Origin of the sequence: Streptomyces sp. NBC_00829 (assembly GCF_045161795.1) — a bacterium.
In the GTDB taxonomy this organism is placed as follows: domain Bacteria; phylum Actinomycetota; class Actinomycetes; order Streptomycetales; family Streptomycetaceae; genus Streptomyces.
The window spans coordinates 8,652,428-8,678,367 of record NZ_CP108867.1; the positions used below are offsets into that span (position 1 = coordinate 8,652,428).

General features: G+C 67.8%; 33 protein-coding genes and 5 pseudogenes. 19 read left to right on the plus strand and 19 right to left on the minus strand.

The genetic code is table 11. The features are described from left to right. The first annotated feature begins 248 nt into the window (after positions 1-248). Entirely contained in the window at positions 249-1,559 is a 1,311-nt protein-coding gene (locus OG293_RS38725; protein WP_406003397.1) for a transposase, read from the plus strand. 103 nt (positions 1,560-1,662) lie between these two features. On the opposite strand, the pseudogene OG293_RS38730 reads toward OG293_RS38725, so the two are convergent. The 3 genes and pseudogenes from OG293_RS38730 to OG293_RS38740 all read right to left on the minus strand — a co-directional run. Beyond that, positions 1,663-1,866, minus strand: a pseudogene (locus OG293_RS38730) (formylglycine-generating enzyme family protein); the annotation flags it as partial. Positions 1,867-1,877: 11 nt separating this feature from the next. Next, positions 1,878-2,366, minus strand: a complete 489-nt coding sequence (locus OG293_RS38735) for a hypothetical protein (RefSeq protein ID WP_406003398.1) — start codon at positions 2,364-2,366, stop codon at positions 1,878-1,880. Positions 2,367-2,384: 18 nt separating this feature from the next. Beyond that, a complete protein-coding gene (locus OG293_RS38740) occupies positions 2,385-3,167 on the minus strand; it encodes an aminotransferase class IV family protein (RefSeq protein WP_406003399.1) in 783 nt (260 codons plus the stop codon). A 217-nt stretch (positions 3,168-3,384) separates the two neighbouring features. On the opposite strand from OG293_RS38740, the gene OG293_RS38745 reads away from it, so the two are divergent. From OG293_RS38745 to OG293_RS38760, 4 genes are read left to right on the plus strand one after another with little or no spacing between them, the layout of a single operon-like run. Continuing rightward, the gene (locus OG293_RS38745; protein WP_406003400.1) at positions 3,385-3,825 is read left to right on the plus strand and encodes an ATP-binding protein; all 441 of its coding nucleotides are present in this window, start codon (positions 3,385-3,387) and stop codon (positions 3,823-3,825) included. Continuing rightward, positions 3,825-4,319, plus strand: a complete 495-nt coding sequence (locus tag OG293_RS38750) for a DUF6415 family natural product biosynthesis protein (protein ID WP_406003401.1) — start codon at positions 3,825-3,827, stop codon at positions 4,317-4,319. The genes OG293_RS38745 and OG293_RS38750 overlap by 1 nt, the downstream gene beginning before the upstream one ends. Beyond that, a complete protein-coding gene (locus OG293_RS38755; protein WP_406003402.1) occupies positions 4,316-4,615 on the plus strand; it encodes a hypothetical protein in 300 nt (99 codons plus the stop codon). Before OG293_RS38750 ends, OG293_RS38755 begins: the two co-directional genes overlap by 4 nt. Beyond that, complete coding sequence (locus OG293_RS38760; protein WP_406003403.1) at positions 4,612-5,094, plus strand: LuxR C-terminal-related transcriptional regulator; 483 nt, start codon at positions 4,612-4,614, stop codon at positions 5,092-5,094. Before OG293_RS38755 ends, OG293_RS38760 begins: the two co-directional genes overlap by 4 nt. 8 nt (positions 5,095-5,102) lie before the next feature. Here OG293_RS38760 and OG293_RS38765 read toward each other — a convergent pair whose 3' ends face one another. Both OG293_RS38765 and OG293_RS38770 read right to left on the minus strand, forming a co-directional pair. Beyond that, positions 5,103-6,263, minus strand: coding sequence for a helix-turn-helix domain-containing protein (locus tag OG293_RS38765; protein ID WP_406003404.1), 1,161 nt, complete (start codon positions 6,261-6,263; stop codon positions 5,103-5,105). 6 nt (positions 6,264-6,269) lie between these two features. Then, on the minus strand, positions 6,270-6,689 hold the full coding sequence (locus tag OG293_RS38770) for an NUDIX domain-containing protein (protein WP_406003405.1): 420 nt from the start codon (positions 6,687-6,689) through the stop codon (positions 6,270-6,272). A gap of 168 nt (positions 6,690-6,857) precedes the next feature. On the opposite strand from OG293_RS38770, the gene OG293_RS38775 reads away from it, so the two are divergent. From OG293_RS38775 to OG293_RS38795, 5 genes and pseudogenes are all read left to right on the plus strand, one after another. After that, on the plus strand, positions 6,858-7,223 hold the full coding sequence (locus OG293_RS38775; RefSeq protein ID WP_406003406.1) for a hypothetical protein: 366 nt from the start codon (positions 6,858-6,860) through the stop codon (positions 7,221-7,223). A gap of 222 nt (positions 7,224-7,445) precedes the next feature. Continuing rightward, the gene (locus tag OG293_RS38780) at positions 7,446-8,057 is read left to right on the plus strand and encodes a hypothetical protein (RefSeq protein WP_406003407.1); all 612 of its coding nucleotides are present in this window, start codon (positions 7,446-7,448) and stop codon (positions 8,055-8,057) included. Between the two features lie 356 nt (positions 8,058-8,413). Further along, positions 8,414-9,101, plus strand: a pseudogene (locus tag OG293_RS38785) (ABC transporter ATP-binding protein); the annotation flags it as partial. A gap of 61 nt (positions 9,102-9,162) precedes the next feature. Beyond that, positions 9,163-9,516 (plus strand): transposase, encoded by a 354-nt coding sequence (locus OG293_RS38790; protein WP_406003408.1) that lies wholly within the window; start codon positions 9,163-9,165, stop codon positions 9,514-9,516. Further along, a pseudogene (locus OG293_RS38795) lies at positions 9,458-10,057 on the plus strand (IS3 family transposase); the annotation flags it as partial. The gene OG293_RS38790 and the pseudogene OG293_RS38795, both read left to right, overlap by 59 nt. A 259-nt stretch (positions 10,058-10,316) precedes the next feature. On the opposite strand, the gene OG293_RS38800 reads toward OG293_RS38795, so the two are convergent. The 5 genes from OG293_RS38800 to OG293_RS38820 form a co-directional block, all read right to left on the minus strand. Continuing rightward, the gene (locus OG293_RS38800) at positions 10,317-10,532 is read right to left on the minus strand and encodes a hypothetical protein (RefSeq protein ID WP_406003409.1); all 216 of its coding nucleotides are present in this window, start codon (positions 10,530-10,532) and stop codon (positions 10,317-10,319) included. A 52-nt stretch (positions 10,533-10,584) separates the two neighbouring features. After that, positions 10,585-11,025 carry a hypothetical protein gene (locus OG293_RS38805; RefSeq protein WP_406003410.1) on the minus strand — a complete coding sequence of 147 codons (441 nt, stop codon included), beginning with the start codon at positions 11,023-11,025 and terminating at the stop codon, positions 10,585-10,587. Further along, entirely contained in the window at positions 11,022-11,699 is a 678-nt protein-coding gene (locus OG293_RS38810; protein WP_406003411.1) for a GGDEF domain-containing protein, read from the minus strand. Before OG293_RS38810 ends, OG293_RS38805 begins: the two co-directional genes overlap by 4 nt. Positions 11,700-12,028: 329 nt before the next feature. Then, positions 12,029-12,343 carry a hypothetical protein gene (locus OG293_RS38815; RefSeq protein ID WP_406003412.1) on the minus strand — a complete coding sequence of 105 codons (315 nt, stop codon included), beginning with the start codon at positions 12,341-12,343 and terminating at the stop codon, positions 12,029-12,031. Between the two features lie 172 nt (positions 12,344-12,515). Next, positions 12,516-13,475 (minus strand): AAA family ATPase, encoded by a 960-nt coding sequence (locus OG293_RS38820; RefSeq protein WP_406003413.1) that lies wholly within the window; start codon positions 13,473-13,475, stop codon positions 12,516-12,518. Positions 13,476-13,714: 239 nt separating this feature from the next. Here OG293_RS38820 and OG293_RS38825 point away from each other — a divergent pair. Then, positions 13,715-14,930 (plus strand): annotated as a pseudogene (locus OG293_RS38825) (IS110 family transposase). 37 nt (positions 14,931-14,967) lie between these two features. On the opposite strand, the gene OG293_RS38830 reads toward OG293_RS38825, so the two are convergent. Next, the gene (locus OG293_RS38830) at positions 14,968-15,309 is read right to left on the minus strand and encodes a hypothetical protein (protein ID WP_406003414.1); all 342 of its coding nucleotides are present in this window, start codon (positions 15,307-15,309) and stop codon (positions 14,968-14,970) included. Between the two features lie 194 nt (positions 15,310-15,503). On the opposite strand from OG293_RS38830, the gene OG293_RS38835 reads away from it, so the two are divergent. From OG293_RS38835 to OG293_RS38845, 3 genes and pseudogenes are all read left to right on the plus strand, one after another. Further along, positions 15,504-16,466, plus strand: a complete 963-nt coding sequence (locus OG293_RS38835; protein ID WP_406003415.1) for a phosphotransferase family protein — start codon at positions 15,504-15,506, stop codon at positions 16,464-16,466. Between the two features lie 230 nt (positions 16,467-16,696). Next, positions 16,697-17,290 carry a hypothetical protein gene (locus tag OG293_RS38840; RefSeq protein ID WP_406003416.1) on the plus strand — a complete coding sequence of 198 codons (594 nt, stop codon included), beginning with the start codon at positions 16,697-16,699 and terminating at the stop codon, positions 17,288-17,290. Between the two features lie 278 nt (positions 17,291-17,568). Next, positions 17,569-17,937, plus strand: a pseudogene (locus OG293_RS38845) (DUF6193 family natural product biosynthesis protein). Between the two features lie 390 nt (positions 17,938-18,327). On the opposite strand, the gene istB reads toward OG293_RS38845, so the two are convergent. Next, positions 18,328-19,101: an IS21-like element helper ATPase IstB gene (gene istB / locus OG293_RS38850; protein WP_334662233.1), complete on the minus strand. Its 774-nt coding sequence runs from the start codon at positions 19,099-19,101 to the stop codon at positions 18,328-18,330. 58 nt (positions 19,102-19,159) lie between these two features. On the opposite strand from istB, the gene OG293_RS38855 reads away from it, so the two are divergent. Continuing rightward, entirely contained in the window at positions 19,160-19,441 is a 282-nt protein-coding gene (locus OG293_RS38855) for a hypothetical protein (protein ID WP_334458136.1), read from the plus strand. Positions 19,442-19,478: 37 nt separating this feature from the next. On the opposite strand, the gene istA is transcribed toward OG293_RS38855, so the two are convergent. Beyond that, positions 19,479-20,954: an IS21 family transposase gene (gene istA / locus OG293_RS38860; protein WP_406003791.1), complete on the minus strand. Its 1,476-nt coding sequence runs from the start codon at positions 20,952-20,954 to the stop codon at positions 19,479-19,481. Positions 20,955-21,400: 446 nt separating this feature from the next. Here istA and OG293_RS38865 point away from each other — a divergent pair, with 446 nt between their 5' ends. Next, positions 21,401-21,967 (plus strand): hypothetical protein, encoded by a 567-nt coding sequence (locus tag OG293_RS38865; protein ID WP_406003417.1) that lies wholly within the window; start codon positions 21,401-21,403, stop codon positions 21,965-21,967. A 22-nt stretch (positions 21,968-21,989) separates the two neighbouring features. On the opposite strand, the gene OG293_RS38870 is transcribed toward OG293_RS38865, so the two are convergent. Beyond that, positions 21,990-22,247: a hypothetical protein gene (locus tag OG293_RS38870; protein ID WP_406003418.1), complete on the minus strand. Its 258-nt coding sequence runs from the start codon at positions 22,245-22,247 to the stop codon at positions 21,990-21,992. Positions 22,248-22,275: 28 nt separating this feature from the next. Then, complete coding sequence (locus OG293_RS38875; RefSeq protein WP_406003419.1) at positions 22,276-22,428, minus strand: hypothetical protein; 153 nt, start codon at positions 22,426-22,428, stop codon at positions 22,276-22,278. A gap of 74 nt (positions 22,429-22,502) precedes the next feature. On the opposite strand from OG293_RS38875, the gene OG293_RS38880 reads away from it, so the two are divergent. Next, positions 22,503-23,087 carry a YrhB domain-containing protein gene (locus tag OG293_RS38880; RefSeq protein WP_406003420.1) on the plus strand — a complete coding sequence of 195 codons (585 nt, stop codon included), beginning with the start codon at positions 22,503-22,505 and terminating at the stop codon, positions 23,085-23,087. Here the strand turns inward: OG293_RS38880 and OG293_RS38885 are convergent. From OG293_RS38885 to OG293_RS38895, 3 genes are all read right to left on the minus strand, one after another. Then, positions 23,069-23,335, minus strand: a complete 267-nt coding sequence (locus OG293_RS38885) for a hypothetical protein (RefSeq protein ID WP_406003421.1) — start codon at positions 23,333-23,335, stop codon at positions 23,069-23,071. The two genes, OG293_RS38880 and OG293_RS38885, sit on opposite strands and share 19 nt — an antisense overlap. Before the next feature lie 15 nt (positions 23,336-23,350). Then, positions 23,351-23,638, minus strand: coding sequence for a hypothetical protein (locus OG293_RS38890; RefSeq protein ID WP_406003422.1), 288 nt, complete (start codon positions 23,636-23,638; stop codon positions 23,351-23,353). A 78-nt stretch (positions 23,639-23,716) separates the two neighbouring features. Further along, the gene (locus OG293_RS38895; protein ID WP_406003423.1) at positions 23,717-23,971 is read right to left on the minus strand and encodes a hypothetical protein; all 255 of its coding nucleotides are present in this window, start codon (positions 23,969-23,971) and stop codon (positions 23,717-23,719) included. Positions 23,972-24,102: 131 nt separating this feature from the next. Here OG293_RS38895 and OG293_RS38900 point away from each other — a divergent pair, with 131 nt between their 5' ends. Then, positions 24,103-24,360 carry a hypothetical protein gene (locus OG293_RS38900; protein WP_406003424.1) on the plus strand — a complete coding sequence of 86 codons (258 nt, stop codon included), beginning with the start codon at positions 24,103-24,105 and terminating at the stop codon, positions 24,358-24,360. 72 nt (positions 24,361-24,432) lie between these two features. Here the strand turns inward: OG293_RS38900 and OG293_RS38905 are convergent, their stop codons facing one another. Beyond that, positions 24,433-24,891, minus strand: a complete 459-nt coding sequence (locus OG293_RS38905) for a hypothetical protein (protein WP_406003425.1) — start codon at positions 24,889-24,891, stop codon at positions 24,433-24,435. 660 nt (positions 24,892-25,551) lie between these two features. Here OG293_RS38905 and OG293_RS38910 point away from each other — a divergent pair. Further along, a complete protein-coding gene (locus OG293_RS38910; RefSeq protein WP_406003426.1) occupies positions 25,552-25,839 on the plus strand; it encodes a hypothetical protein in 288 nt (95 codons plus the stop codon). The last annotated feature ends 101 nt before the right edge of the window (positions 25,840-25,940 follow it).

Below are 25,940 nucleotides of genomic sequence, written 5' to 3' on the forward strand. Positions count from 1 at the left end.
TTGAGCCGTTTCCCCTGTTCAACGGCCGGTCCCTGGGTGTTTGCGGTCTCCGAAGAGTCCACGACCACGTCGCCTGTAACGGCTTCGCGAACGCCAGAACTGCGCCTTTTCGTGCCAAAGTGTCGGATGGGGCTTACGTCAGCTCTTAGCAAGAAGTAGTCCCTCCGGGTGCCAGTTCGAGAGATCTCCGCTCTGCCCTGTCTGTGCTGCTGCGACGGTGAAGGTCCGTCACAGCGGAGGAGACCGAGTTGTGCATTCAGCCGCGTACCGGTTCGGAGGTGCCGGAGCTGACCGTGAAGGTCGCCCGTGCCAGCAGCCCCCACGGCACCACCGCCATGGCCATCCGCGACCACCTCGACGGTCTTTGGCGGGACGAGGACTTCGTCGAGTGGTATCCGCGGGACGGCAAACCGGGGCTCTCCCCGGCCCAGCTGGCGACTGTGTCGGTCCTCCAGTTCCTCCTGGAACTCTCCGACCGGCAGACCACCGAGGCCGTCCGCTGCCGGATCGATTGCCGGATCGATTTCAAGTACGCCCTGGGCATGGAACTGGACGATCCCGGCTTCCACCACAGCGTCCTGACCGACTTCCGCGAGCGCCTGGCCGAAGACGGCAGAGCTGACAAGCTCCTCGACCTTGTCCTGGAACGCATCAAGGCCGCCGGACTGATCACGGAACGACTACGCCAACGGACCGACTCCACCCACATCCTGAGCGCCGTCCGGGACCTGACGTGCCTGGAGACGATCACCGAGGCCATGCGCGCTACCCTGGAGGAAATCGCACGTCAGGCACCCCAGGAACTGGTCGGGCTGGTCACGGACGAGTGGGGCGAACGCTACGGACGGGCTGCCCGGCTCGGAAAGAACCCGACCCGGCCCAAGACCCGTATCAAGAACACCGGCGACGACGCCCATCTCCTGCTGCGCTACGTTCGCACCTACCTTCGTACGCTCTGGCAGGGGCCACAGGTCCAGGCCCTGCGGCAGATCTTTCTCCAGAACTACTGGATCGATGAGCGAGCGCGCGTCCGATGGCGCGAGCCCGGTGAGGCGGAGGCCGGACTGCCGCCCTCGGCTACCGCGATCGTCTCGCCCTATGACCTGACCGTCCGCTACGCGCGCCGGAACGAAACGCGGTGGAAGGGGTTCCTCGCTCACATCACGGAGACATGCGACGACGACGCGGTGAACATCATCACGGATGTGACCACCACCCCGGCCACGCTCTACGACATCAGGGCCCTGCCCACCATCCACAACCGACTCGCCCAGCGGAACCTCCTGCCCGACGAGCACCTGGTCCACGGCGGTTACACCTCGGTCGTCCAGCAGGACCAGGCCGCCCGCGAGCATGGGATCGCTCTCGTGGGACCGGTCCGGAAGAAACGCACCCGCCAGTCACGCAAGGGCAACGTGTTCGACCGCGACGCCTTCACCATCGACTGGGAGCGCCAGCAGGCCGTTTGCCCGCAGGGCAAGCCGAGCCGGGAGTGGTCGACGCCGCTGTCGATCGCTCCCTCTGCAGGGATGGGGCGGCGCGTTCGAAGGGCGAGGTGAAGGCGCTGCCCTTGAGCTCGTGCCGGCCGCGTCCCGGCATTTCCTCGGTCGAGCACCACTCCCAGACGTTGCCGCACATGTCCTGGACGCCGTACGGGCTGACGCCGGACTGATAGCGGGAGGCGGGGGTCGTCATGTCGATGCCGGTCTCGGCGACATTGCATTTCGCGGCCGTCGGCTCGCTGCCCCACGGGTAGATACGGCCCTTCGGGCCGCGGGCGGCCTTCTCCCACTGCCTCGACGTGGGCAGCAGCCTTTTGCACCAGCGCGCGTAGGCGGTGGCGTCGTGCCATGTCACCCAGACCACCGGATGGTTGGTCAGCTCGATCGGGTATCGGCCGCCGGGCCAGTGTCGTGGGGGCGGTGCCCGGTGGCTTCAACGAACTTCCCGTAGTCCTCGTTGGTCGTCGGGTAGACGTCGATGAGGTACGCGTCCAGCCAGACCGAACGATTCTCAGCGCCGGACAGGTAGATGCCCTCCTCGATGAGGGTCATCAGCTTCCCATCGCCGGGGTGCCGACTGGTGCGCGAATCCCGGCGAAGCAGTTCCTCGGCGCGCTCGTCGTGTTCGAAGGCGGCTCTCTCCGTGAGGAGCGAGGCGAATCGCTGCTGCACCTCGCGGGTGGCCTGCGAGAGGACGGTGTCGAGGGCCGCTTGGTTGGCGAGGCTGAGTTCCAAGGTCTCGCCGCGACTCTCCCACCTGGGGATCTGGCGGGGGTTCACGCCGACCAGCCCGGCGAATGCCTTGCCGGTCAGGCGCATGGCCTTGCGCAGCAGACCGGCCTCGTGGCCGGTCCATCTGGTCACCCCCGTCATGGTCTCGCCCTACAGGGTCTCGCCGGGGATCGACAGGTACGTCTCTTGAAGCTGGCTCAGTACCGAGTGCTCGATGGGGAGTTCGGTGTCGTCGATCGCAGACAAGGGCCGGACGCCGATGCTGGTGTTCGTCGCGAAGGCGGCCGCCATGCCCTTGGCCTGGTCCAGGGTGACGGTGGCGACGCGGTGTTCGGCCTGCTGCTGGAGCAACGCCATCGTGACGCCAGACAGCACAGGAGCCTGCGGCCACACGACATTGCCGTCCTGATCGACGAACCCGACGTTCCAGGTGCCGCCCTCGGACACGAGACCATCGCGGCCGACGAACAGCGCGTCGCCGAAGCCCGCGAGCTGCGCCGCACGACGGGCGTGCAGGGCGCCGAAGAGGCCAACGTGCTTCACCTCGGGCAGGTCACGCTCGTACGTCACGCTCATGGCGCGCAGCGGCTCCGGGGGCAGCACGCCGGCGCTCCGTACGGACACCATGATGTGCGGCTCGTCGGCGTCCGCCGGGTGCCCCATCTGGACCTTCGGGTCGTAGATCGTGACACGGACGACGCACGGTCGGGTCTGCCCCTCCAGGCCGTGGCGGACGTACTCACGGACGCGTCCGGTGTCCAGGCTCGTACCCCACACGATCTTGCTGTCCCGCACGAGGCGTTCCATGTGCAGCGCCAGGCCGCGGATGCTGCCGTCGGCGTCGACGCGCATGGACGTGAAGTGGCCGAGGTTGGTCAGGGCCAGGGGGAGCAAGTCATCTGCGGACACGGGCTTTCCGTCAAGAGTAACCATGCGGCCCAGCATGTCAGGACCGTCCGCTCCGGTGGCACCCCAAGCAGGGTTACTGACGGGTCAACATCATCTGGAAGTCATTCCCAAGTCTTTACCGCACGGTGTTCGCTAGTCACCGACTAGACACGCTTGGCGATCGCCGCGATGGGGCGTGCCGGCGACACAACCACGCCACAAAGCGCACGCTCGCCCGCGTTGACGATCTGGGAGGCCCCCGATGACCCTCACCACGGCCGCGGCCCCGGCTGCCGCGGTGTCACCGAACGCCGCGGGCGGTGGGGCAGGGTTCGCGGTGGCCTTCGAGCCGGTCAAGGCCCGCGTCGCCGGCATGCGAAAGATCATGAAAGCCCACTTACGACTGTGGCACGTGCCCGAACCGCGGGCCGAGAACATCTTGCTCGCCCTGTCCGAACTCGTGACCAACGGCGTCGTACACGGTCACGGAGCCGTGGCGCTGATCGTGCGGTGTACCGCGGAACGGCTGCGCATCGAGGTCAAGGACGGCAACCAGACCCCGGCCCGGCTGAGGTACGCGGACGACAGCGATGTCTCCGGACGGGGTCTGTTCCTCGTCGCCAACTTCGCAACGGAATGGGGCGTCAGCAACGACGGCATGACGACCTGGTGCGAGTTCGACCTCGCCGAGGGGAGGCCGTGATGGTCGCCGTAGACACGGCCACCGCCACCGAACTGCTGAGCCGTCCGGTCTCCTCCGAGGACGAGACGATGCGCAGGCTGGCCCATGTGCTGTCCCGCTCGCTCGCAGCCGAGGGAATCAGCGACGCCCTGATCGACACCCTCGAAGACGTCCTTGGCGACCGGCCCGGCCCCGCCCCCGCGGACCCCAGCCGCAAGCTCGACGGCCTCTTAATCCGCCTCGGCCTTCCTCTCCCCCGGCGGCCTCAGCTCCTGAAGGCCGCGCCGCCGCTCAGCAAGGAAGAGGCCGCGCGGATCACCGACCGGTTCCGCCGGGCCACGACCCCGCTCATGCACGTCGTTCCGCACCGCGCCGCGATGTACCCCACCGACGAACTGCGTCGCCTGCTCGCCCTGCGCGACGAACGGCCGAGCCCGGACCAGGCGCTGTCGTACCTGCGCCGGTACGCCCTGGCGATCGTCGCCCTCCTTGACCTGATGGGAGACGACGAATGACGCCTTCTCCCCTCACAGACGTCGGGCCCACCCTGATGGCCCGACTCGATGCCCGGCGCTGGGAGAACACGACTCCGTACGTCCCCCACGGGGAGTCGAAGCGCCCCAGCGCCGGGCACCACCTCCGCCGCATCGCCCCCGCCCTGCTCACCGCGCTCGCCCTTGCCGCCCTGCGGCAATCATGGCCACGCCGACGGCCGGCACCCGCCATATATCGCTTGGCCGCTGTCGAGGAACTGCGGTTTGCCGCGCTGCGCCAGCAGACCACCCACGCTCGCCAAGGAGTTCCGAAGTGACCACGACGACCGTTGCGCGGATCATCCTCGCCCCGAGGGAGCGGCAGGTCCTTGAGGGCCTGGCCGACGGCAGCATGCTCGCCGCGGTCGCCCTGAACCTCCAGATCCGGGAAGGCACAGCAGCGGGGTACCTCAAGCTCGCCAAGCGAAAGTTGTACGGCGTGAGCGAGACCGCTGCCGCGCTCGCCGTTGGCTACGCCACCGAGGCCATCGACCGGCCGAAGCCACTGGACCCCGAGTCGCTGTACCCCGAGTCGCTGTACCTGCCCCGTGAACAGCGTGACCTCGTGCCGCTCATCGCACAGGGGATGGCCGCCGCGCAGATGGCCACCGAACTGAAACGCGGAGTCGAAATCATCCGCCGGGAGGGCCGCGAGCTGCTGGCGAATCTGCAAGCCCGGAATCGCGTTCACGCCATCACGCGGGCCTGGGAGTACCAGATCCTGACGCCGGACCAGGTGATCGCATGCTTGCGCTGATCCCTGTGTTAGGCCGCCATTTCCTGTCGCATCCGGTCGAGCGCTTGAACTGCCGTGCCGCGCACGACGGGAAGCCGGTCACCGGCGGTCCGTACGATCCGCTGCAACTGGTGTGGCAGACGCTGAACCACTGCCTCAGCCATCGCGGTGCTCAGGGCTTCGGCAGCCCCGCCCGGGTCGTCCGCGAGGAGCCGAACGTGGGCGACCGTGACCAGTTCAATCACTCGCCATTGCGGTGCGACCGTCGTCGTCGAGTCAGGCCCGTGATCGACAAGCCGTATGGCGAGGTCTGCGCGCCCCGTGCTGACGAGGCCGCGCAGGCGGATCTCGTGCAGGGCGTATGGATTGAACAGCGATGTGTGAGCGGCGCTTTCGATCAGGCCGTCTGCTTCCTGCATCACGCTGTCGAAGAGACCCGCATCGCCGAGTTCACCTGCGGCTCGCGCGTACAGGGGCAGTACCGCCGCACGGGCTTCTGGGTTCGGCGCCAGGGCCTCCGCATGGCGCAGCCGGTCCACCGCGGCTCCCGTGATGCGGGCCTTGCGCAGTTCGTTTCCGTGCATCCGCAGGGCGTAGCTGCTGAAGGCGGGATCGTCGAAGTGGGCGGCGATACTCAGGCTCTTGGCAGTCCAGTGGGCGGCGGTGGCCAGCCGCTCCTCGGGCAGGACGTTGCCGAGCGCGACCCCCAGTCCGACCCGGGCGTGAGCGAGCAGACGCAGGACGTCCCTTTCGGTGTGTCCGTCTTCCAGGCGCGCTTCGAGTCGGGCGACCAGCGGCCAAAGTTCGGCGACGGCTTCGGAAGCATGGCCGCTCTGCCGGGCGATCTCGGCGAGGCGGACCGTGGACTGTCCGAACTGAAGCATCGCCCGGTGGTCGGTGTCGGCCGGATCGGTGACACCCAGGACGTGCGGGGGCAGGCGCAGTTGTTCAGCGACGCGGCGCAGCGAGCCCACGTCACCCAGGGTCTTCTTCCGGAGTTCGAGGGCCGAGATGTAGGTCTTGTCGTAGCCGAGAAGGTTACCCAGTTCGGTCTGGTTGAGACCGTGGACGGTGCGGTGGAAGCGCAGGATCGCGCCGAGGTCGCCGCTGCCCAGGACGGTGCGCGCCTGCGGAGTGGCCCAGTGCCACACCACGTGCTGGGCCGAAGGACGGGATACCGGCAGGACCATGGCTGGCTACATCCGCCCGTACCAGGTGGCGATGGACTGCTTGTAGCCGTCGGGCATGGTGAGCCCGGGAACCTCCGAGGCGGTGAACAGCCCAATTTGCTGGTGCTCGTGGCTGACCACCGGGTCCGCTTCCGGCGTGAGGACAGTGCAGCCGTAGGTGATAATCACGACGCGACGTTCGGGGCGGGCCTGCGGAAGCGGCTGGTAGATCCAGACGTCCAGGAGCGGTCCCGCCTTGACACTCCAGCCGGACTCTTCGTGCAGTTCGCGCTCGACCGTGCGCTCGGGGCTGGCATCTGCTGCCTCCAGCCGACCGCCGGGCAACTCCCACTCCTCGCGTTCGTTCTTCAGCAGCAGCACCCGGCCGCGCACGTCCAGGGCGACACCTTTGACGGAAACGGGCCAGGTGGGGGGCGTGTACGTCATGAGTTTCCTCGCAGTGCGGGGCAGTGCCAGCGTTTTCGGACCGTAGCACGGGGCGCGCAACTCTCCCTGCTCTCGGGCGATCTGCCGGAGTCGACAATCTGTCGCTTTACCTGCCGGGCCCCCGATCTCGACAGTGGAACCACTGACCGCCGACGAAGGAGTCCGACGATGCGCCCCGGTGATCTGTTTGCAGCGCACTTCATCGATCACAAAGCCCCGGGCGCTCCGGCCCAGATCGCCGAGCAACTGCGCGAGGGCGGCCTGGTCACCCTCGACCAGCTCGCCACACGCCACGCCGTGGTGACCTTCGCCTCCCGCATCATGACCTTCTCCGCGCACCGCGACAGTGACTGCGATGGGCTGACCACGATCCGCTGCATCCCGCGTCACGCCGGTCGGCCCGGTTACGCCGGACTCGGAAACGGCGAACTCGCGACTACGCCGCGCTGGTCGCCTCCGACGTCGGGATGCCCGACCTGGCAGCCGACCTCTGCTGGAGACAGCACCACGTCTTCACCGACGGCGGACGCCTGACGGGCGACATCGCCGTGATGTCGTTGATGCCCCTCATCAATATTTCTCGGCTGCTGACCCGCGACGGCAACGGCGAAGCCGCCTACGACGTCCTCATCCGCCTCTACCGCGCCGCCCAGAAACGCGAAGCAGCCGATATCCACGGACGTACGGTCGACCTGTCGAAACTGACCGACACGGACGCGGATCACCCGCAAGGTCTGCCAGGAGCTGTGGATCACCGTGCTCGTCGACGGCGCCCGCGCCCTGGCAAGGGTGGGCCGCTGGACCGACGCCATGGCCAAGCACCGCGGCATCGGCAACCGCCTCCTCGACGGCCGCCAAATCAAGATCATGTCCCTCATGGAACGCGGCCTCGACCAGCAGGCCCGCGACATGATCGACACCACCGCCTTCACCGAGCCGTGGGAGAACACCATCGCGGCCGTCCTGCGCGCCCGCTGCCGGTCTGCCGCCTCGCCCGTGCCGCAGCCGATCCTGGACCTCGTGCTGCGCGAGGTGACCGCGGTCGCCGCCGAACCCGACCCCTCGATCGCTGCTTTCCAAACCCGCACCGGTCTCGCCGCACTCGATCTCGCCCACGACCGAACAAGCCCCCAGCTCGCCCCACTGCGCGATGCGGTCGCCAACGCAGCCGCACTCGACGCGTACGCGGCACGCGAAGTGCTGAACCACCCCGTGGCGGGCCTGTCCCTGACCAGCGGGCAGCAGCAGAAGCTCGCCGCTGCGGTCAGCACATCAGGACTCGGCGCGGGACGCCTGCCCGAGCACCACACGGACGCGCTCGCGGAAGCCGTGGACAAGGGAGAGGTCGCACTCCGCACCCTCCTGTGACCCCAACACCCAGGCTCTGAAAACCCATCCGTCACAGGCGTTTCAGACGCCTGCGATTCGGCCAACTCTGCGCGCTCGCGCTCGGCCCCAACACCGGGTCGCCCCGTACGACCCCTTGCGCTGCAAGGGCCGCAGCGCGTCCGGAATCGAGCGTGTTCGATTCCGGTGCCGCGTCGTTATGCCGTGCACCGCCGAGCCATCCAGGTGCGACACCCAACTCCTAGGAGGGACACACAGGTGACTGTGACTGACGCCTCGACTGAAAACGCTGAGACGCCGCCCCCCCGCCACCTGCGGAGATCCGCTACAGCGGCGAGTACTCCATCAACCCGCTCGGCGATGTGTCATTCACCCACATGTGCGCCCGCCTGCCGTCCGTGCTGCGCCTCATCTGCCGCATGGCCTGGCAACTCGACCGCACGGCCGTTCTCCTCCTCGCCACCTGCCAACTCGTCACAGGCGCTGCCGCCGCTGTGGGCCTGGCCGCGACCGCAAGCGCCATGCAGCCCGTCCTCGGCCCCGGAGCCGTGGCCGACCGTCTTCATCAGGCGCTACCCGCGCTGCTCGCCGTGGCCAGTGCGGCAGCACTCGGACGGCTCTCCAGTGCACTCGCCTCGTACGCGGATCGCAGGCTCACCCCGCCGCTCACGACCTACGCCGACACCTCACTGGTCGAGGCGGTGTGCCGAGTCGAAGCCGCGGCCTATGCCCAGGACGGCTTTGCCGACCGGCAAGAAGCCGCCGAGATGGGAGTGGTGCGCACGCATGTAATGGTGAACGACGCGCAGCGATTCGTGGCGGCCCTCATCAGGATGGTGGCAGCGAGCGGAGTCCTGTCTGTACTGCACTGGGCGATGCTGCCTCTGCTCCTCCTCGCTGTCCTGCCTTCCGGAGTCGGGGCGGGCGGTACTCACCGCGCGCGTCGACTACGAGATGCACTACGCGAACGTCTCGGACCGCAATGTGCCGCACATGATGCGCTGGTGGGCCACCACACCGAAACACGGTGAAGAAGTCCGCGCGAACGGCATGACCGACTATCTGGGCTTGATGCGCTTTGACGGACATCCGAGATCAGGGGTTCTGCCCCGGGAGGATGTCCATCATGGAGAGCATGGGGAAGAAGAAGCCGCGCCCTCGCCGCTCGTCCACGCCGGAGTTCAAGGCCGAGATCGTTGAACTGTGCCGACGCGGTGACCGCTCGGTCGGTCAGATCGCCAAGGACTTCGATCTGACCGAGACCGCAGTACGGCTGTGGGTCAGCCAGGCCGAAGTCGACGCGGGCGAGCGTGACGGCCTGACCAGCAGTGAACGTGAGGAACTGGCCGCGCTGCGGCGGGAGAACCGCCGGCTGCGCGAGGACGTCGACATCCTCTCTTCGCGAAGGAGACCCGGTGACGGTGCACCCGTTCATCGAGGCGGAGAAGCAGAGCGGCCACAACGTCAAACGGGCGTGTGAACTGCTGAAGGTCTCCAGAACCGCCTTCTACGCCCGTCGCAACGGCAAGCCCGGCCCGCGGGCGGTCCGCGATGCCGAGCTGACCGAACAGATCACCGCAGTCCATGAGCGCTCGCGCGGCACCTACGGCGCCCCACGTGTGCACGCCGTGCTCAGGCGGGAGGGCACCGGATGCGGCCGCCGCCGCATCGCCCGGCTGATGCGGGCCGCCGGACTGCAGGGCAGGCACCGCCGACGACGGCACCTGACCACGGTCCCCGATCCACGAGCTGCCATCAGGCCCGACCTCGTTCTGCGGGACTTCCGGCCCGACGCCGCGGCCGTCGACGCTCGCTGGTGCGGCGACATCACCTATATCGCGACCGCGGAGGGCTGGCTGTATCTGGCCACGGTCATCGACATCGCCTCGCGCCGGGTGGTGGGCTGGGCGACGGCCGATCACCTTCGCACTGAGCTGGTCGCCGATGCTCTGACGGCCGCCTGCCGACAGCGCCGCCCCTCTCGTCCGGTGATCTTCCACTCCGACCGCGGGTGCCAGTACACCAGTCACGAGGGCCTCGGCTTCGAGGGCCTCTTTCATGTCGGTGAACATGACCGGCCTTCCTACGCAGCGGCGGTGCGGGGCTTGCGCTGCGCGAGGTCCAGGAGCTCGCGGTTGCGCTTCTTCTGGGCGTCGGTGAGCGGCCGGGGCCCTCGCGCCGTGGCGGTGCCAGAGCGGGGACGCGGGCGGCTCGGGGTAGGCGAGGGCGTGGTCGACGTCGCGTTGGGTGTTACTCAAGGGAGCCTCCAGGTGGAGGAGTTCAGGCGTGGTCGTCGTCGCGCCGGCGCTTGGGCTGGACGTCGGAGGCGAACCGTCCGAGGCGGGCCTCGGTGGGGTTCGCGGCGATCCAGTCCTCAGCGCACGCCTTGTGCACGGGCTCCCCGTAGTGGGAGCGCATGGGCGTGGGCTGCTCGCACAGCGCGCAGGGGCGGTCCTGCCAGCGGTCGAAGTGCTGGCTGTCGCGCCAGTCCAGCAAGGTGCCGGGATCAGGCCCGGCTCGAACAGTGGCTTCTTGCCTCGGGGGCGGGTCACGGCCGGAAGTCGGGCAGCTGCTGGAACACGCGGTTCACCAGGTCCGGCGACGGCTTCCAGGGCACGACCTGCCCGCGTGCGGGGACGGGCAGGGGCAGCTCCTGGACGTCCTCGAGCACCAGGTGCCAGGCGCCCGGGTGTGCCCACTCCGAGCAGAGCGGCGCTCCTTCGGGGTCCTGGTGGCAGTCGGTGATCCGGGCGATGCCGACCACGGCGCCCGTAACGAGCTGGCAGCCGCGGATCGTGCGGCCGATCAGCGGGATACGCAGGGCGGGCTGATCGATGGTCTTGCTCGTGTGCAGCAGCACCCAGCCGGTCCGCCATTGGCCGGGCCGGTTCTCCACCGTCTTGGCACCGGCGAGGATGCAGGCCGCATACGGCTGCCGAATGCTGATGCCGCGGATCCAGTCGCCCTCGGGCAGAGTGGCGACGCTCATGCGGCTCGCCCCCACATCGCCGTGCCCGGGCGGCCCGCGCGCCGGCCGTTGATGGACGACATCGTGGCGTGCTCCTTGGTGGCGAGGACGGCGTGGCCGGAGTGCTTGCCGTCGTAGAGGGCGGCGTCGGCGGCGCGCTGCGCCACGGCCAGGTCGCGAGTGCCGATCACGTCCAGAGCCGCGGCGCCGACCGAGGCGGCGACGTCCACGGCCTGGCCGTCGTCCAGGACCACCGGGATGCGCAGCATCCGCACCAGCTGCGCGAGGCGGACCTCGCGACGGCCGCGGGGCAGGTGCAGCACGATGGCGAACTCGTCTCCACCGAGCCGGCCGACGGCCGCACCCGGGCCCGCCCAGGCGGCGAGCCGGTCGGCGGTCGCCCGCAGCACCGTCTCCCCGGCCGCATGGCTCAGCCGGTCATTGACGTCCTTGAAGTGGTCCTGGTCGACCAGGACCACGCACACGTCGTCGCCGTGGCGGCGCAGAACCTGCCGGGCCCGGGCGGTGTAGGCGTCGCGCCGAAGGAGCCCGGTGAGCGGGTCCTTCTTCGCGGCGGCAAGCCGCCGGTGCAGCGCGAGGACGTGCACGGTCCAGCCGGTCAACGGCACAGCGGCGGTCGTCAATAAGAGGGTGCGCTGGCCGATCCGGCCCTGAACGCGCAGGAGGGACGACATACTTGGGTCCTCCGTCTCGTCTCGTACGGGATGGGTGGGCCCGGGACAGTCGTCAAGCCGCCAAGCAGAGCGGCTGTCCCGGGGCAGAGCAGAAGCTCGTAGGGGCCGGAGTCGAGCCAGCTTTACGGGCTCTTCCAACGGCAGGCCTTCGCACTACGACCGCCCGGCCTGGTGGCCGGGGTCGGGGCAGCACGGAGCGTCCGTCAGCTCATCCGTTGGTCGGGCAGGGGCACGGCTCCGTCATCGGCACCATCGACGGCGGCTGCTGCTTGTGAGCTCGAGTCACTGGCGGCCCAGCCGGACGCCCGGCGGGCCGATGATCGTGCATGTCAGGACGACGTGGTCGCAGTCTCAGTGCGTCGAAGTACGCGGCCGTCGACATCCACGGGGTGCGCGTGGCGGGTGCCGGAGTACCGACAAGAGATCGCCACATCGTCAGCGCAGTTCTCGATAATCTGGCCGGCCTGCAGGGTGATGACGGCCCCCTGCTCGCTGAACTCCTTGGCGATCCACAGGCCGTCGAAGTCGGTTCCGGTGTGCAAGTCGACGGCGTCGCCGACATTGAGATCGCGCAGATTCTCACCGTTGTCGAGCTCGATCGCCCAGGTGTCGATGGTGATCTCGCGGGCCTCGGGGGCGGTCATGGTGGTTAGTCCCTTCGGTAATGAATCGGACGGGGATTGGTCGGTGCGCCCTGGTGCCCCGGGCAGTGAGCAGCGCCTGCATAAACAGGTTCGCCGACTCCAGGAGTTCCGCGCCGCCGACGCCGTGGAGAGGTCCCGGACTTGGTGGTGTCCGGCCAGCACGGAGCGTCCGTCAGCCGTGGATCGCCTCGAGGGCCTGCGCTTCGAGGTCTGCGCGGCCGTCGGGATCGTCGTCATGGTCGTCGTCGTTGTTCGGGCCGTGGACGGTGCAGACAATGTCCTCGTCGTCGTCCAGCTCGCCGTTCAGCGCCCGGAACAGGCAGGTGACGCTGTAGGCGGGCACCCAGGCGTAGCTGGCACATTCGTCGTCGTGCGGGCACGGCACCATCACGTCGAACCCGTAGTCCCCCTCGCCGTCCACGTCGGTGCGCAGGGCGAGGGTGAGGTACATCTGACCGAGGCGGATCTGCGCAACGCGGTCGCCGCCCGCAACGTCGGAGCGGTCCTTCCACTGCCACAGCGGCAGGATCTCGGGGCCGAACACCCGGCGTACGAGCAGCAGGTCGTCCAGGCCGTCGCCGCCGTCCAGCCCGAGGTCGGCGTTCCGCGTCTCGCTCAGGCGCTCCAGGAGCGGCAGCAGCCGGTAGAGGCTGTCGGCGAAGACGACGTCGTTGAACCCCTCCTTCGTGAGCTGCGGATGGGAGTGCACCATCGCCTTGTGCTGCCGGTGGACCGTGTCGTCCGGGACGGTCCGGTTGGCCGGCCGCGGTCCCTGCCGCTCCACGCACACGGAGGCCGGGGTGGACACCATGACCGCAATGGCGGGCATGCCGTGCCGCTTGGCGGCGGCAACCAGCGGCTCCCTGACCGACCTGGTGACGTTGGTGGCGTCGACGACCGTGAACCGGCGCCGCGCCATCCGGCGCTCCAGGATCAGGTGCAGGGCGTCGACCGCGTCGGCCGTCGCCTCCTGGTCGCCCGCATCCCCGCTCACCGCCTCCCGCATTGCGTCCAGGGACAGGACCTGCGAGGCGGGCCAGGTCCCGGCGATCGTGCTCTTCCCGGCGCCCGATGCGCCGATGAGGACCACCAAGCAGCTTTCCGGCAGGTCCGGGTAGGTCGGCGCGGTCATGCGGGATCCGTACCTTTCTTCGTGGGTTGCTTCGGGTCATTCGTAAGATCTGGACACCCAGGGGAGCTGGGTGTGGCTGTCATGCGTTCGCCGCTGATGTGGCTCAAGGAGATTGGCCGCCCGGCTCCCCGCGACGACTCGGCCGCTAATTGGGATACGCGAACCATCGCTCGTATGGACACGTCGGCGAGGTCGTCTGCTGGGATGGGAATGAACGCGCGGCGACGAAGGAGAGCCTGATGCCCGAACTGTGGGCCGGGACGGATGCGGGGAAGGCCGAGCATCACTGCACGGTGATCAACGCGGAAGCAGGAACGGTGCTCTCGCGCCGCGTACCGAACAGCGAGAGAGAGCTGCTGGAACTGCTCGGCGATGTCCTGGACCTCGCCGACGGCGATCCGGTCACCTGGGCCGTGGACCTGAACGCGGGCGGGGCTGCGCTGTGGATCGCGCTCCTGGTCAACCATGGGCAGAAGCTGCTCTACATCCCCGGCCGCACGGTGCATCATGCCTCGGCGGCCTACCGGGGCAGCGGGAAGACGGACGCGAAGGACGCCTTCGTCATCGCCGACACCGCCCGCATGCGCCGTCGACCTGCAACCGCTCCAGGAGACAGGTGAGATCGCGGTAGACCTCCGGATTCTCACCGCCCGCCGCATCGACCTGTCCGCCGACCGCACCCGGGCCATCAACCGACTCCGCGGCCAGATGCTGGAGTACTTCCCCGCTCTGGAGCGGGCCTTCGACTACAGCACGTCCAAGAGCGCTCTCGTTCTGCTGACGGGTTACCAGACGCCGGCCGCGCTGCGCCGCATCGGACGCACCCGGCTGGCGACCTGGCTGAAGAACCATGGCGTCCGCACGGCCCCTGCGGCGAAGAGCATTGCGGATGCCGCGGTCACCGCCGCCGAGGCCCAGTTCACTGTCGTCCCCGGGGAGAAGACCTGCGCCAAGATGGTCCACATCCTGGCCAGGGAGGTGATGTCCCTCGACCAGGAGATTGCCGAGCTCGAAGCCCTGATCGAGGGCCGGTTTCGCGAGCATCCCGACGCCCGAGTGATCGCCAGTATGCCCGGCATCGGCGACATGCTCGGCGCCGAGTTCATCGCCGCCACCGGGGGCGATATGGCCGCTTTCGGGAGCCCGGACCGCCTCGCTGGAGTCGCGGGCCTCGCTCCCGTCCCTCGTGATTCCGGCAAGGTCAGCGGAAACCTCCGCCGACCGCGCCGCTACAGCCGCAGGCTCCTGCGGATGTTCTACCTCTCCGCCCAGGTCGCGGCCATGCACTGTCCCGTCTCCAAGACGTTCTACCGCCGGAAACGTGGCGAGGGGAAGTCGCACAAGCAGGCGATCCTCGCCCTCGCCAGACGCCGTCTCAACGTGCTCTGGGCCCTGATACGCGACGGCCGGGCCTTCGAGGCGACCGCGCCCCAAGCTGCTGCCACAGCGCAGTGAACCCTTCACAGGACGTCACCGCCCCGGCTTGACAACATCATTGGGAATCTCCTTGCGGGTCGAGGGCGCGGGCAGCCCAGTTCATGCGCGGCCCGGCGTTGTCGGTGATCAGTGCGGCGGCCTCGTGCAGCGGGCACGAGGCGTCGCCGTCGCGTTCCGGCTCGATCTGCTCGGCTCGCTTCGCGGCCACGGTGAGCAGCTGCGCGACAGCCGGGATGAAGCCGCCGGGGACGTCGGTGTCCTCGATGAGCTCGCGCAGGATCGCGGCGAGCTCCTGGCGGTCGACGTCGTCGGGGGTGAGGTCGTCCTCGATCTGCTGGAGAGCCAGGGAGGCGATGCCGACCGCAGCGCGTACGCGCTCCAGACGGGTGCGGCTCACCGGCGGCCGCCGGGGCGGGTGGTGAGCCAGGTGGTGACGGCGACGGCGCCGATGCCGACGGCGCGGTGCAAGGCCGGGTCAGTCAAGTACATCCCGTTCATCCCGGCTGCCCTCAGCTCCACGTGCCGAGACTGTCGGAGCTCTCCAGCATGAAACTTCCGCGCGGGCCGCCCTCCGGATGATGAGGTGGCACCGTGACCAACCACGATGAAGCGACGGCCGTCCTACCGTTGACGCTGGCTTGGGTGAGCCGGCACCTGGAGGTCGGCGAACGGATCGTCGGGACGGAGGCGCTGCATGGCGGCATCACTGCCGAAATGCGGAGGCTGACCATCGGCAGGCATGACGGAAGCACCCGTGACCTTGTGCTGCGGAGCTTCGTCGACCCGTTCTATGTGGGACACGCCGAGGACTGGCTGAACAGGGAAGCCGGAGCCCTGTCCCTGCTCACGGGGACCGGCGTGCCGGCTCCTGGACTGGTCGCGGTTGATCCGACCGCCGCGCATTGCGAGTATCCGTCGCTCCTGATGACATATCTGGCAGGCCGGATGGTCCTCGACGATGAGGGATTGGAGACGCGTGTTCCTCTGCTGGCCCGTCAACTCGTGGCGATCCACGCGTTGCGACCCGCCGAGCGGCCCCAGGACTATGTCGCGTTGACGACCGCTGACACCGTCGTGACTCCGAAGGGCGCCGACGCGGCGGCATGGGCCGCGGCGATCGACGTGATCCGCAGGCCCGCGCCGCCCTATGAAGGGCGATTCCTGCACCGGGACTTCCAGCCCGGCAACGTGCTGTTCGACGTGCCGCCCCCAGCGCCGGCAGGTGCCCGGATCACCGGCGTCGTCGACTGGGCAGCGGCCTCCTGGGGCCCGGCGGACCTCGATGTGGCGCACTGCTCCACCAATCTCGCGCTGCTGCACGGCCCGGCGTGGGGTCTGCGGTTCGCTGAGGCGTATGAGGAGGCCGGCGGGGTGCTGGCCGCGGCCGCGAGCGAGCGGCTGTACTGGCAGGTGCGGGGCGGACTGGCGTCCTCAGAGGAAGTGCAGTTGGTGGCGCAACCATGGCGGGAGGCGGGGAGAACAGAGCTGACGACGCGAGCCTTGGAGGAGCGGCTGGATGCCTATGTCACCGCCCTGATGGACACGCTGGGCTGAGCCAAGGCGGTCCAGGGCGAGGCCCGGACCTCATCGTTCACCGCTCAACCAGGCGGAGAATCGTTCGGCAGCGGCGACGTCATGATCGTCAGGCCACCCCGGCGGGCCACTCGGCGGCTCACGCACCCCAGCCCCGCCGCGATCAAAATGTCGTCAAGCTGGCGACCTGCTCGATGCCCGCCACCGGGCACCTCAGCCGCGGCCAGGAAACCGTGGTCCAGAATCAGGGCATGGATGTCCCCAAGCTGCTGCAAGCCGCCTCCCTGCTGGTCCCCGAAGACATCGCCACCGAGAACGACATCACGATCAACGACGTCTGGGACTACCTCACCCACGATGAGTGGGAGGTGGCCCTCGGGCTGCTGGAGGAACTCGGCGACGTCCACCCGCTTCCGCTCAGTTTCTGGGAGACCCTCGCCAAGGCCGCCGAGCACATGCAGCTGACGAACAGCGCCGCCTGGTGCCACTGGCGCTGCTACGAAACCCGCAACGGGATTATCCGAGCTGACCTCACCCTCCGACCGGCCAGCGAGAGCCGACGGCGGACCCCCTTCTCCGGAGCTGGCGTTCTCCGGCCGATGTGGAACATCGGAAACCGAACCCCGACTGGCGAACCGACCCTCAACATCGCGGGCCTCTGGGTCGAATCCACACCCTTCCTCGGGCCCGGCGAGCGATCCTCGGTGCGACTCGCACCCCTCGACCCCTCGCAGTGGCGGCACCTTCAGCCCGGCCAAACGATCACCATGCACGAAGACCGGACCGTCGCTGGAACGGCTGTCGTCCTGGAAGTCCACGGTCCTACGGCCACGCCCACCACATAGAACCTGCCGGCCACCGCTCCTGCCGTTGGTGCAGAGAAGGTCGAGCGCGTAGGCCCCAGTCCCCAGATGTGCGGCTGGGGCGCCCCTGGAGGTGACGGGGTGGACCGGGGGGCACCGGTGCCCAGGTTGCAGAACTCGGTCTTGTTGGTGACCTTGGCGAGTATCGGCAAGTTCGGATATTCGAGGCTGCGGAATAGGGCTCATGCCCCCCACCACAGCCAGCAGACAGGGCAGCCGTGGAGAATCCGAACATGACGACGAACGCCCCGGGCACAGACATGGTGGAATCGGCATGGCAGGAGCTACTCGGTTCCGACCAAGTGAGCGCGGAACTGGTTGCGACGGCATACGCCGAGCCGCAACTGCGGCAGCCCTTCCCCTGGATCGGAATGTGGTAGCTGCATTTCAGTCGCTGTACGGAGCATCGTTGGACGTGGGATGTGCCGTACATCGGCCCAGCGGCGGCCGGCCCGGACCATACCGGGCCGTACTACGTCGAGGGACCCTCTCGGACTCAGAAGATCGGTAGCGCTGATACAGCACAGGAGGCAGTTGCGATGGTCGTTGAGCGGCTGCCGTCCAACTGCGGCCCCGCGTTCAACGGCACACCGAAGGAACTCGCCGAGCATGAGCGCAGGCAGTGGTAGGACCCCGGTGCAACCCGCCGCGGTGCGTAGCCACCCGAAGCGGCACTCAGTGCTGGACAGGGCAGTGACTCGGCAGACGTGGCAGCTCGATCTAGCATCAATACACTCGTCTCACCAGCACACACGTTCAGGTGCTGCGGTTCAGAGCGGGGGATACGGTGCCGGCGGTCGTTGAAGTGCACAAGGTGTGGAGCCCACCCGCTGCGGACCTCTGGGCTGGGCGACGCCCTCTCTGGTGGACCGTTGGTCCTACAGGAGAACTTGCTGTTCTGCTTGTCCATCGGCGGTGTCAATGGTCATTGAGATGCCCAGGTGGGTGGCCGTTGGAGGCTCAGGCTGGTGGCCATCAGAAAGCCAGGCGTGTGGCCAGTGGTGTTCCCGGGGTGGGGGTCAGTTCAAGGGGACCACTCCCTTCCCGGCGAGGGCTTCGGCGAGGCGATGCGAGTCACCGGTGGTGGTAACGAGGTGAGCGTGATGCATGAGGCGATCGGTGCTCGCGCCCGCGAGAGTCTTCGGCATGATCGTGTCGAAGCCCGAAGGGTGAATGTTGCTGGTCACGGCGATGGACCGGCGTTCGTAGGCTGCGTCGATGATCCGGTAGAACGCCTCGGCGGCGTCTTCCCCGACGGGCAGCAGGCCGATGTCGTCGATGACGATAAGGTCCGCGCGGCAGATCCGGGCGACGGTCCGTGCGGTGGACCCGTCGACCTTCGATTTGCCGATCGCGGCGCTCAGCGTCTCCAGGGTGAACCAGGACACCCGCAGGTCCTTCTCGATCGCGGCCTGGGCCAGGCCCTCGGTGAAGTGGCTCTTGCCCGTCCCCGACGGGCCGGCGATCACCAGATTCTCGGCGCGGCCGATCCACTCCAGGGTGATCAGGGAGTTCTGGGTGGGTTCGGGGATGGTGGAGTCCTCGGCTCGCCAGGAGCCCAGGGTCTTGCCGGTGGGGAAGTTCGCCGAGTGGCGGCGAAGACGCCGGGTGGCGGCGTCGCGGCCGGTGACCTCCTCGGATATCAGCAGCCGCAACACCTCGGCGGGGTCCCAGCGTTGGGCTCGGGCGGTGGCCAGGACGTCCGGGGCCGCTTTGCGCATATAGGGCAGGCGCATGCGGCGCATGAGCTTGTCGAGCTCCTCGGGCAGGGCCGGGGCCTGTGGAAACGTCATGGTCGTGAATTCCTTCGTCGGTCAGGGTTAGCGCCGATAGGCTCGACGGGTGATCGATATGCAGGTGCGCGGTGACAGCGGCGACGTCATAGCCCGGGCCGAGGGCGGGTTGCGGTGGACTTCCGCTTTCGGTGATCTGAATCCGGGGCTGTTCCCGATGCTCTGGGGCCTGATTCCCTATGGGGATGCAGTCTTCAACCATCGGCAGGTGTCGCTGCTGCTGGCGGAACTCGACCGGCTCCCGGCAGCTTGCGGCGGTGACTGGGTCGGGCAGGCTCGCGAGTTGTGTCAGGTAGTGGAGCAGGGGTCACACCGTTATCTGTGGTTTGTCGGCGACTGACCGCAGAGTCGTGCGTCAACTTCCTTGAAGTCGTTGCCTACTGGCCCAGGGCTTGCCAGCCGATGGTTCCGTTCTGGACGGAGTGGGCCTCGTCCGCGCGGACGACCTCGCCGACGGGCTTGCTGTCCGCGATGTGTCCCAGGATCGAGAGCAGGTCGTCGTCGGCGAAGCGCCCGGCCGTGGCCGCAAGCCCGAGGGCCTGGTCGACTTTGTCGTTGCCCAGGACGGTGGCGAGCTCGACCGCGCGGGCCATCTTGGCGCGAATGCGGGTGGCGCCGGCGGGTCCGGCTTCCTTGAGCCAGCGCCCAGCCCCGGGGCCGATGCCCATGAACGCGATCTCCGCTTCCGAGCGGGGCTGCAGCCTCGGCTGGTGGATGCTGCGGCCGTCGGGATGGTCGGGGTAGTGCGCGTCGATGATCTGCGGAACACCCGGGGTGGAGAGCTTGTGGCGCCAAATCTCCGACAGGTCACCGGAGTTGGTGCGGGCGGTGATGGATAGTTCCTCGCCGACCACCCGGCACCACACCTTGGCGCCGGTATAGCCCGGCGGGGTCGAGTAGCGCACCGAGTTGAAGCTGATGGTGCGGTCCGAGCCGACCAGTCTCTCCTCGCCCAGTGCGAGCGCGAGCGGCTCGATGGGCAGGACATGTAGCGTGGTGCGTTCGATGTCGAGGCGGTCGGCGGGTATCTGCCCGGTCGCCCGGTGACGGCGGGAGTTCACCGCATCGCACCAGGCCAGGCAGGCATCGGCGAGCTCGGCGAAGGTGTCGTAGGCAGCCAGCAGGTTCGCATCTGTGGGCACCAGGTCGGCCTTCGCGATGCGGACTGTGGCCTCCGCGCCGCCCTTCGATTCGGGATCGTAGGGCACGCAACTGACCACCTGGCAGCCGTAATGCCGACCCGCGGCGACCATCTGCGGATGACGTACCGGGATCCCGGCGATGTGCTCGACGGTGACCGTCTTCGCGTTGTCGGTCAGTACATACGTCGGTGCCCCGCCGATCCGCCTGAGCGTGGTGTCCAGACAGGCCACCAAAGTGCCCAGCGTGCAGTCCCAGACCGGGATCACCACCCGGAACCGCGACCAGGACAGCCACGCGCAGAACAGCCAGGTTCGACGCCCCGCGATGCGCGGACCCTCGCCCCAGTCGAACTGCAGCCACCGGCCCGGCTCGGGAATCCACGGGCGGTACGTTCGTCGCTTGCCGGCCTTCCACGCGGTCTTTGCCGTGTTCACCGCCCGTCTCGTCGAGCGTTCGCTGCCCCGGTAGCCCATCTTCACGAGCTTGTCGTGGACCACATCGGCGCGGATCGTCGCCTTCGACTGCTCGACCCACTCCTCGACCTTCTCCAGGAACGCGTCGATCATCTTCGGCCGCGGCTCTCGCTCATAGGGATTGCGCCCGCCGTTGCGGGCCTCGACATACCGCTTGACCGTCTTCGGGTCGTGCCCCGTCAAGGTCGCCGCGGACCAGACCGTCCCGGTCAGGTCGTACGCCTCAAGGATTTCCATAATCTCCGTGTCAGACTTCGTCACAGGACCTCTCCGGCCGGTAGCTGATGCGTGGAAACACCAGCAAACGGGCGGAGGGGTCTCCTCCAGTTAAGGAAGTGATCAGGAACACCACTGGTCAGACGGCCATCCACCTGGAATACCGGTGGCCATCAGCCTGGACTCGGCTGGCCGCACATCTGGACTTTGCCACGGCCGCCGTCAGGCGGCATCTACGCCGAAGCCGCTACATCAAGGGCTGGGTGGGATGGGGCCCGAAGATTCCATTCGATGGAGCTCTGGTGATCCGCCAGGCTGACGGTGCAGTTCAACGCCGAATGATCAAGGACGTACAGGTCTGGCCCAGTCACATCGCCCTTCTCCCTGACTCTCGGCTCCTCATAGTTGGCGGTCGCGCTCGCAGGGAGGACACGGGCTCGTGGAAGCCGAACGCTGTGGTGTGGTCTGTGGAGGGCGAGCAGGAGGGCACCTTCTGTATCGGCGACGACATCCCTGTTTTGGTGACCGACCGCGGCGGAGCGATCTGGACGGCCTACGGTGATGAAGGCATCTACGGAGGACATCCGGAGTCGGCAGCCGGGCTTGCCGGCTGGAGTACCGAAGGTCAGGCGATATGGGCCCCGGCTGGCCGTCTTCCTGACGCGCCCTTGGAGGGCTGCACCGCCGCCAGCGAGGGCGACCGGGTGTGGCTGGTCTGGTACTCCGGCAGCCGACGCGGAGGCACGTTCCTGACGCGGATCACCCCCTCCACGGGTGAGGTGACCAGCTGGCCCAGCCCCGTACGTGCCCCGGACGGATTCGCCGTACGCGGCAATCGAGCAGTCCTGACCAAGCGCGACCACAACCAGCGAGCAACCGAAGTGGTCCGCGCCGAGCTGGTCGGCGCTACATGGAGCGTGACCGACCAGCGCAAGATACGAGTTCCCGGGCGGGTGGTCATGCACTGTGGTCAGGGGCGTGACGGCTTTCTGTGGCTTCGCGCCGGCGACACCTGGCTTCGTATCGAAGCCTGATAGCCGTAGAGAAACGCGCAGGTCATGATCGGCGTGGCCGGGCGGGCACGCCTCGCGGCACCGCCCGGCAGGCCGTGGCATGCGCGTTGGCGGCCTGGGCGGCCTCCGTCTCCGTCATCACGTTGCCGGAGGCATTGCGGTCCTCGCGGTGCGTGCAGCTGAGGCAGGCGACGGCGTAGCGCGCGCTGACCCGGTCGGTGTCGCCGGTGTAGACGAGGACGGTCGCGCCCTCCGGCGTCCACGTCTCGGGGGCCGGGGCGGTACGGGTGAACAGAGCCACGGTGACTCTCCTTCGCAGGGATCGTTGATCAGGCGGCCAGCGAGTGCTTGGCCGGGGGAGCGAGGTAGCTGCTGGGGTCCACGGGCGTGCCGTCGAAGCACTCGAGGCAGCAACCGAGCTTTTTGTACTGGCGCAGAGCACTTGTTCCGCAGCTGTCGTATTCCTGAGCAGGAAGGTCCATCAGCCCCTCGTACGTGGCGCTGGGCCGTGCGAATTCGCTGGTCGGCAGAAGGGCCGGTACGGGATGCTGCACGCGTGATCGAGCGAGAAGCCGCCGTTCGGGCTGTCGAAGAACAGCTGGAGCGTGACTATCAGCAGTGGCGGGCTGTGAGTGTGGACGCGATGCGGATGGCTGTGGTCCGTGTCGAGGAGCACGAACTGGTGTGGATCGTCTCCTGGCAGTCCGAGGAGTTCGTACGCACTTGGAACTCGAGGTACATGCTGGTCGGCAATGGGCCGTACCTGGTCGACCGCGTCGACGGGGGACTGCACCAGATCGGCGTCGTCTCCGCGAAAACAGGGGAGTGGGAGACCGACTACCGGGCCCGGATACGTGGACTGCCGGTGCGCACCGCGGTAGACGACCTACACGATGCGCTCTGTGGAGTCGCCGCTACGCACGGACGCGTGCACGCTGTGCGGACACTGCGCCAGAGGCTGCCGATGTTCTCGCCTGCGGAGGCCATCGAGTACGTGAGCGCGCTGCTGGACGGTAATGCGCCCGCGCGCCTCGTGGCCGTTGCCACCAAGGAACTCGTCGAGCCTCTCAACCCGGTACTTGCGGTGAAGACCATTCTGAGTGGAGCGGTGATCCGAGCCGGTCAGAGACCCGAGGGGTGACTGGAAAGCCAGTCGGCATGCCGATCGCGCATCCGGTCCCGTTCCTCGGACGTGGCGAGGAAGACGTCGGCGCCACCGTCGTAGGGGTGGTGGATGCGCTGCATGCGGGTGTCGGTGATGAGGACTCCCGCCACCTTGTCGTCGGCGATGTCTCGGAGCAGCTCGTCGATGCAGCCACGCCGCCAGGGCCGGCGGGCGGCGAAGAGGTGGCAGTACGTGCGGAACTCAGGGTCAGGATCGTCCTCCACCAGCAGGCTCTGCCATTACCCGGTGACGGCTTGCGATGATGGAACCTCGGCTCCGGTCGTCCAGAGCGGTGTGATCACATACACGTCCGCACCAGCGAACAACTCATCGAGGACGGTGTTGTAACGCTCCAGGACGACGGTGTACTCGCTCTCGTCCTCCGCGTACTGCTTCGACTCCGGCAGGCTGTGAAAACGTACCCAGACGTTCCGATACGGGTCACGGAGCTTGTACCCAACCGGAGGGCAACTGGGCCAACGCTGCTGCCACAGCTCCGTCAGATCCGCCTGCCCGTCTCCAGACACCCGTCGCACTCGTCCTCTCGCGTATGAACCTACCGACGACCATGATGCCGCTGCTCACGAACGAGAGACACCGACTTCTTAGCTGTCGCTTCGCCGGCTGCTGATGTAGCCGGTCCACTCGCGCTTGACGAAGTTCGTCCAGTCCGTTGCGTTGTCGATGCTGGTCCCGGTGAGAGCGGCAAGGATTGAGGCAGGAACGTCGGCTGCCAGCGCAAGGCGGGCAGTGTTGCGGCCGGCAAGGCCGCCCAGCCCGAGGCGCCTGAGCTTCAGGTAGATGTACTGCGACTGGATCGGGCGATCGGGCGGGCTGGGTTCAGACCGGCGAACAGCCATGGGGTCGTGCTGGCGGCACGGTTGGATTCCCAGGCAGCCTCGGCGTGCTCAAGGTGCTCCAGGACCAGTTGAGACAGCCGCGGAGGCAGCTGCAGAAGGTTCCCATCGAGCTTCAGCTGGACCGTTGCCCCTTGAACGGCGACGTCATTGGTGGTCAGTTCGAGGATCCGCGTGATCTGCAATCCCATGAGAAGGACGAGGCTGCCAATGACGCGGACGCTCAGGGGGAGCGTGGCGTCGTTGATGCAGCGCCGAAGCTGCTGAACGCGGTCATCGTCCTCCAGGAAGGTGGTCGGGTCTTCAGGGAGCCTGACCGGGACAGTGAGGTTCGAGGTAAGGCCTCGTTGATGGGTCCACAGGACAAAGGCCCTGACGTCCCTCCGGTTTAACGGCCCGCTGTCCAGCCAGCGCTCGAGGTGCCCCTGCCTGAGCTTCGGCAGTTCGATGCCCTGCTCGTCGAGTCAGGTCAGCAGTTCCAGCGCGCGTCTGATCTGCGAGCGCCGGTGACCGTCTCTGACGGCCTGGCCGGCGCGTCGGCGGGCCAGACGTCGGTGGCGGTGGATGAGGTGCCAGTGAGCGAAGGGGCTCACTATCTGGCGGTGATGAGCGGGCGCCTCTTTGAGGACGGCGTCTGCCCAGCGGGGGAGGCGCTCGAGTGCCTCGTTCCTTTGTAGCAGTACCCCCGCTGTGGACAACAGATCCCTGACGTAAGAGGTGGTCGGAGTGTCGGGCAGCTCATCGAGGTCGTTATGCCGAAGCGTGGCTTCGGTTTGCGCGAGCCGAGCCAGGAGTTCGGGGACGCCCTCGTGGTTGAGCCAGTGCAAGATCCTGATGGGGCGGTCGGCGCCGCTGAGTGCGGCGTGAACGGCTTGAGTCTTTGGGGCGATCGTGTTCTGGGTCGTGCCAAGGAGCTTGCTCAACCGCTGATATAGCACGCAGCGGGTGCAGTAGCCCCTTTGGGAGGCAGGCCGCTGGTGCCGCAGCCGAGGCAGGTGTAGGAGCGTTCGGTGCCGGCGCATGGTCCGCAGTCGGAACACGCTTGGGCTTCGCCAGGTCGACGCGGAGAAGGAAGCCGCGGGTGGGGCGGGTGCACGACCACTGCGGCCGGTAGGAGCACCACTTGCAGCGCAGGATCGCGACCGGGCCGTCGTTGCCACCCGGGCTGAGATCCATGTCCCGTAACTGGCGCCGGGTGACCAAGCCTTCGGGGACAGCGCCACGGTCAAACTCGAAAACCAGCGGGTTCGCGGATTCTCAAGGCATTGGTGTGTGAATCCACTGGTGTTGGGGTGTCCTTCTGCTGAGGGGCCTGTGGGTTCGTGGCCCTCTTACTCGTGAGGTCGATTCCAAAGAGCTCTGGGTGGGCTGCGCGGACGAGCGGTCCAGGTGATGGCATTTCCGACGCTGTCCTGCCATCACCCTGGCGGGAGTCGTCCGTCACCCGCTCGAAGGGGGCGGGCGGGGGATTTCGCCGACTGGCAGGATGTCCGCTCAGCCGGGAACGGGCGGCCCGGTGAACCGCCCGCACCGGGCCTGCGTCTTCTCTCTCGACCGCCACCACACGCACAGGAGAGCAGATCGTGACCGTCAAGGACGTTGAGCAGACCGACGAGCGGGGCTACGACACAGGCCCCTGGTGGGCGGAGCTCGGGACGCTGGGCGCTGCCGCACTGATTATCTTCGGTGGTCTCGCGGCAGCGTGGGTCTTCCTCCGGTTGCCCGGCGCCCCAGAGAATCCGGCGACCGGCTACTACCAGGCCGCCAAGGTCGTCGCCATCGGCCTGGTGATCGCGGGAAGCGCCCTACTGGGCCGTCGTCGCGCCCGGGTCGCGGTCGCCGAGGAGACGAACGAGCCGGAACGCGCCTGACGCCACCGGCCGGTGAGCAACGTCAGACGGCGGCGTCTTCCTGATTCCCGCATAGCCTTGCAAGTTAATGGCCGAACTCGCAGAATCTGGGCCAGCAATTC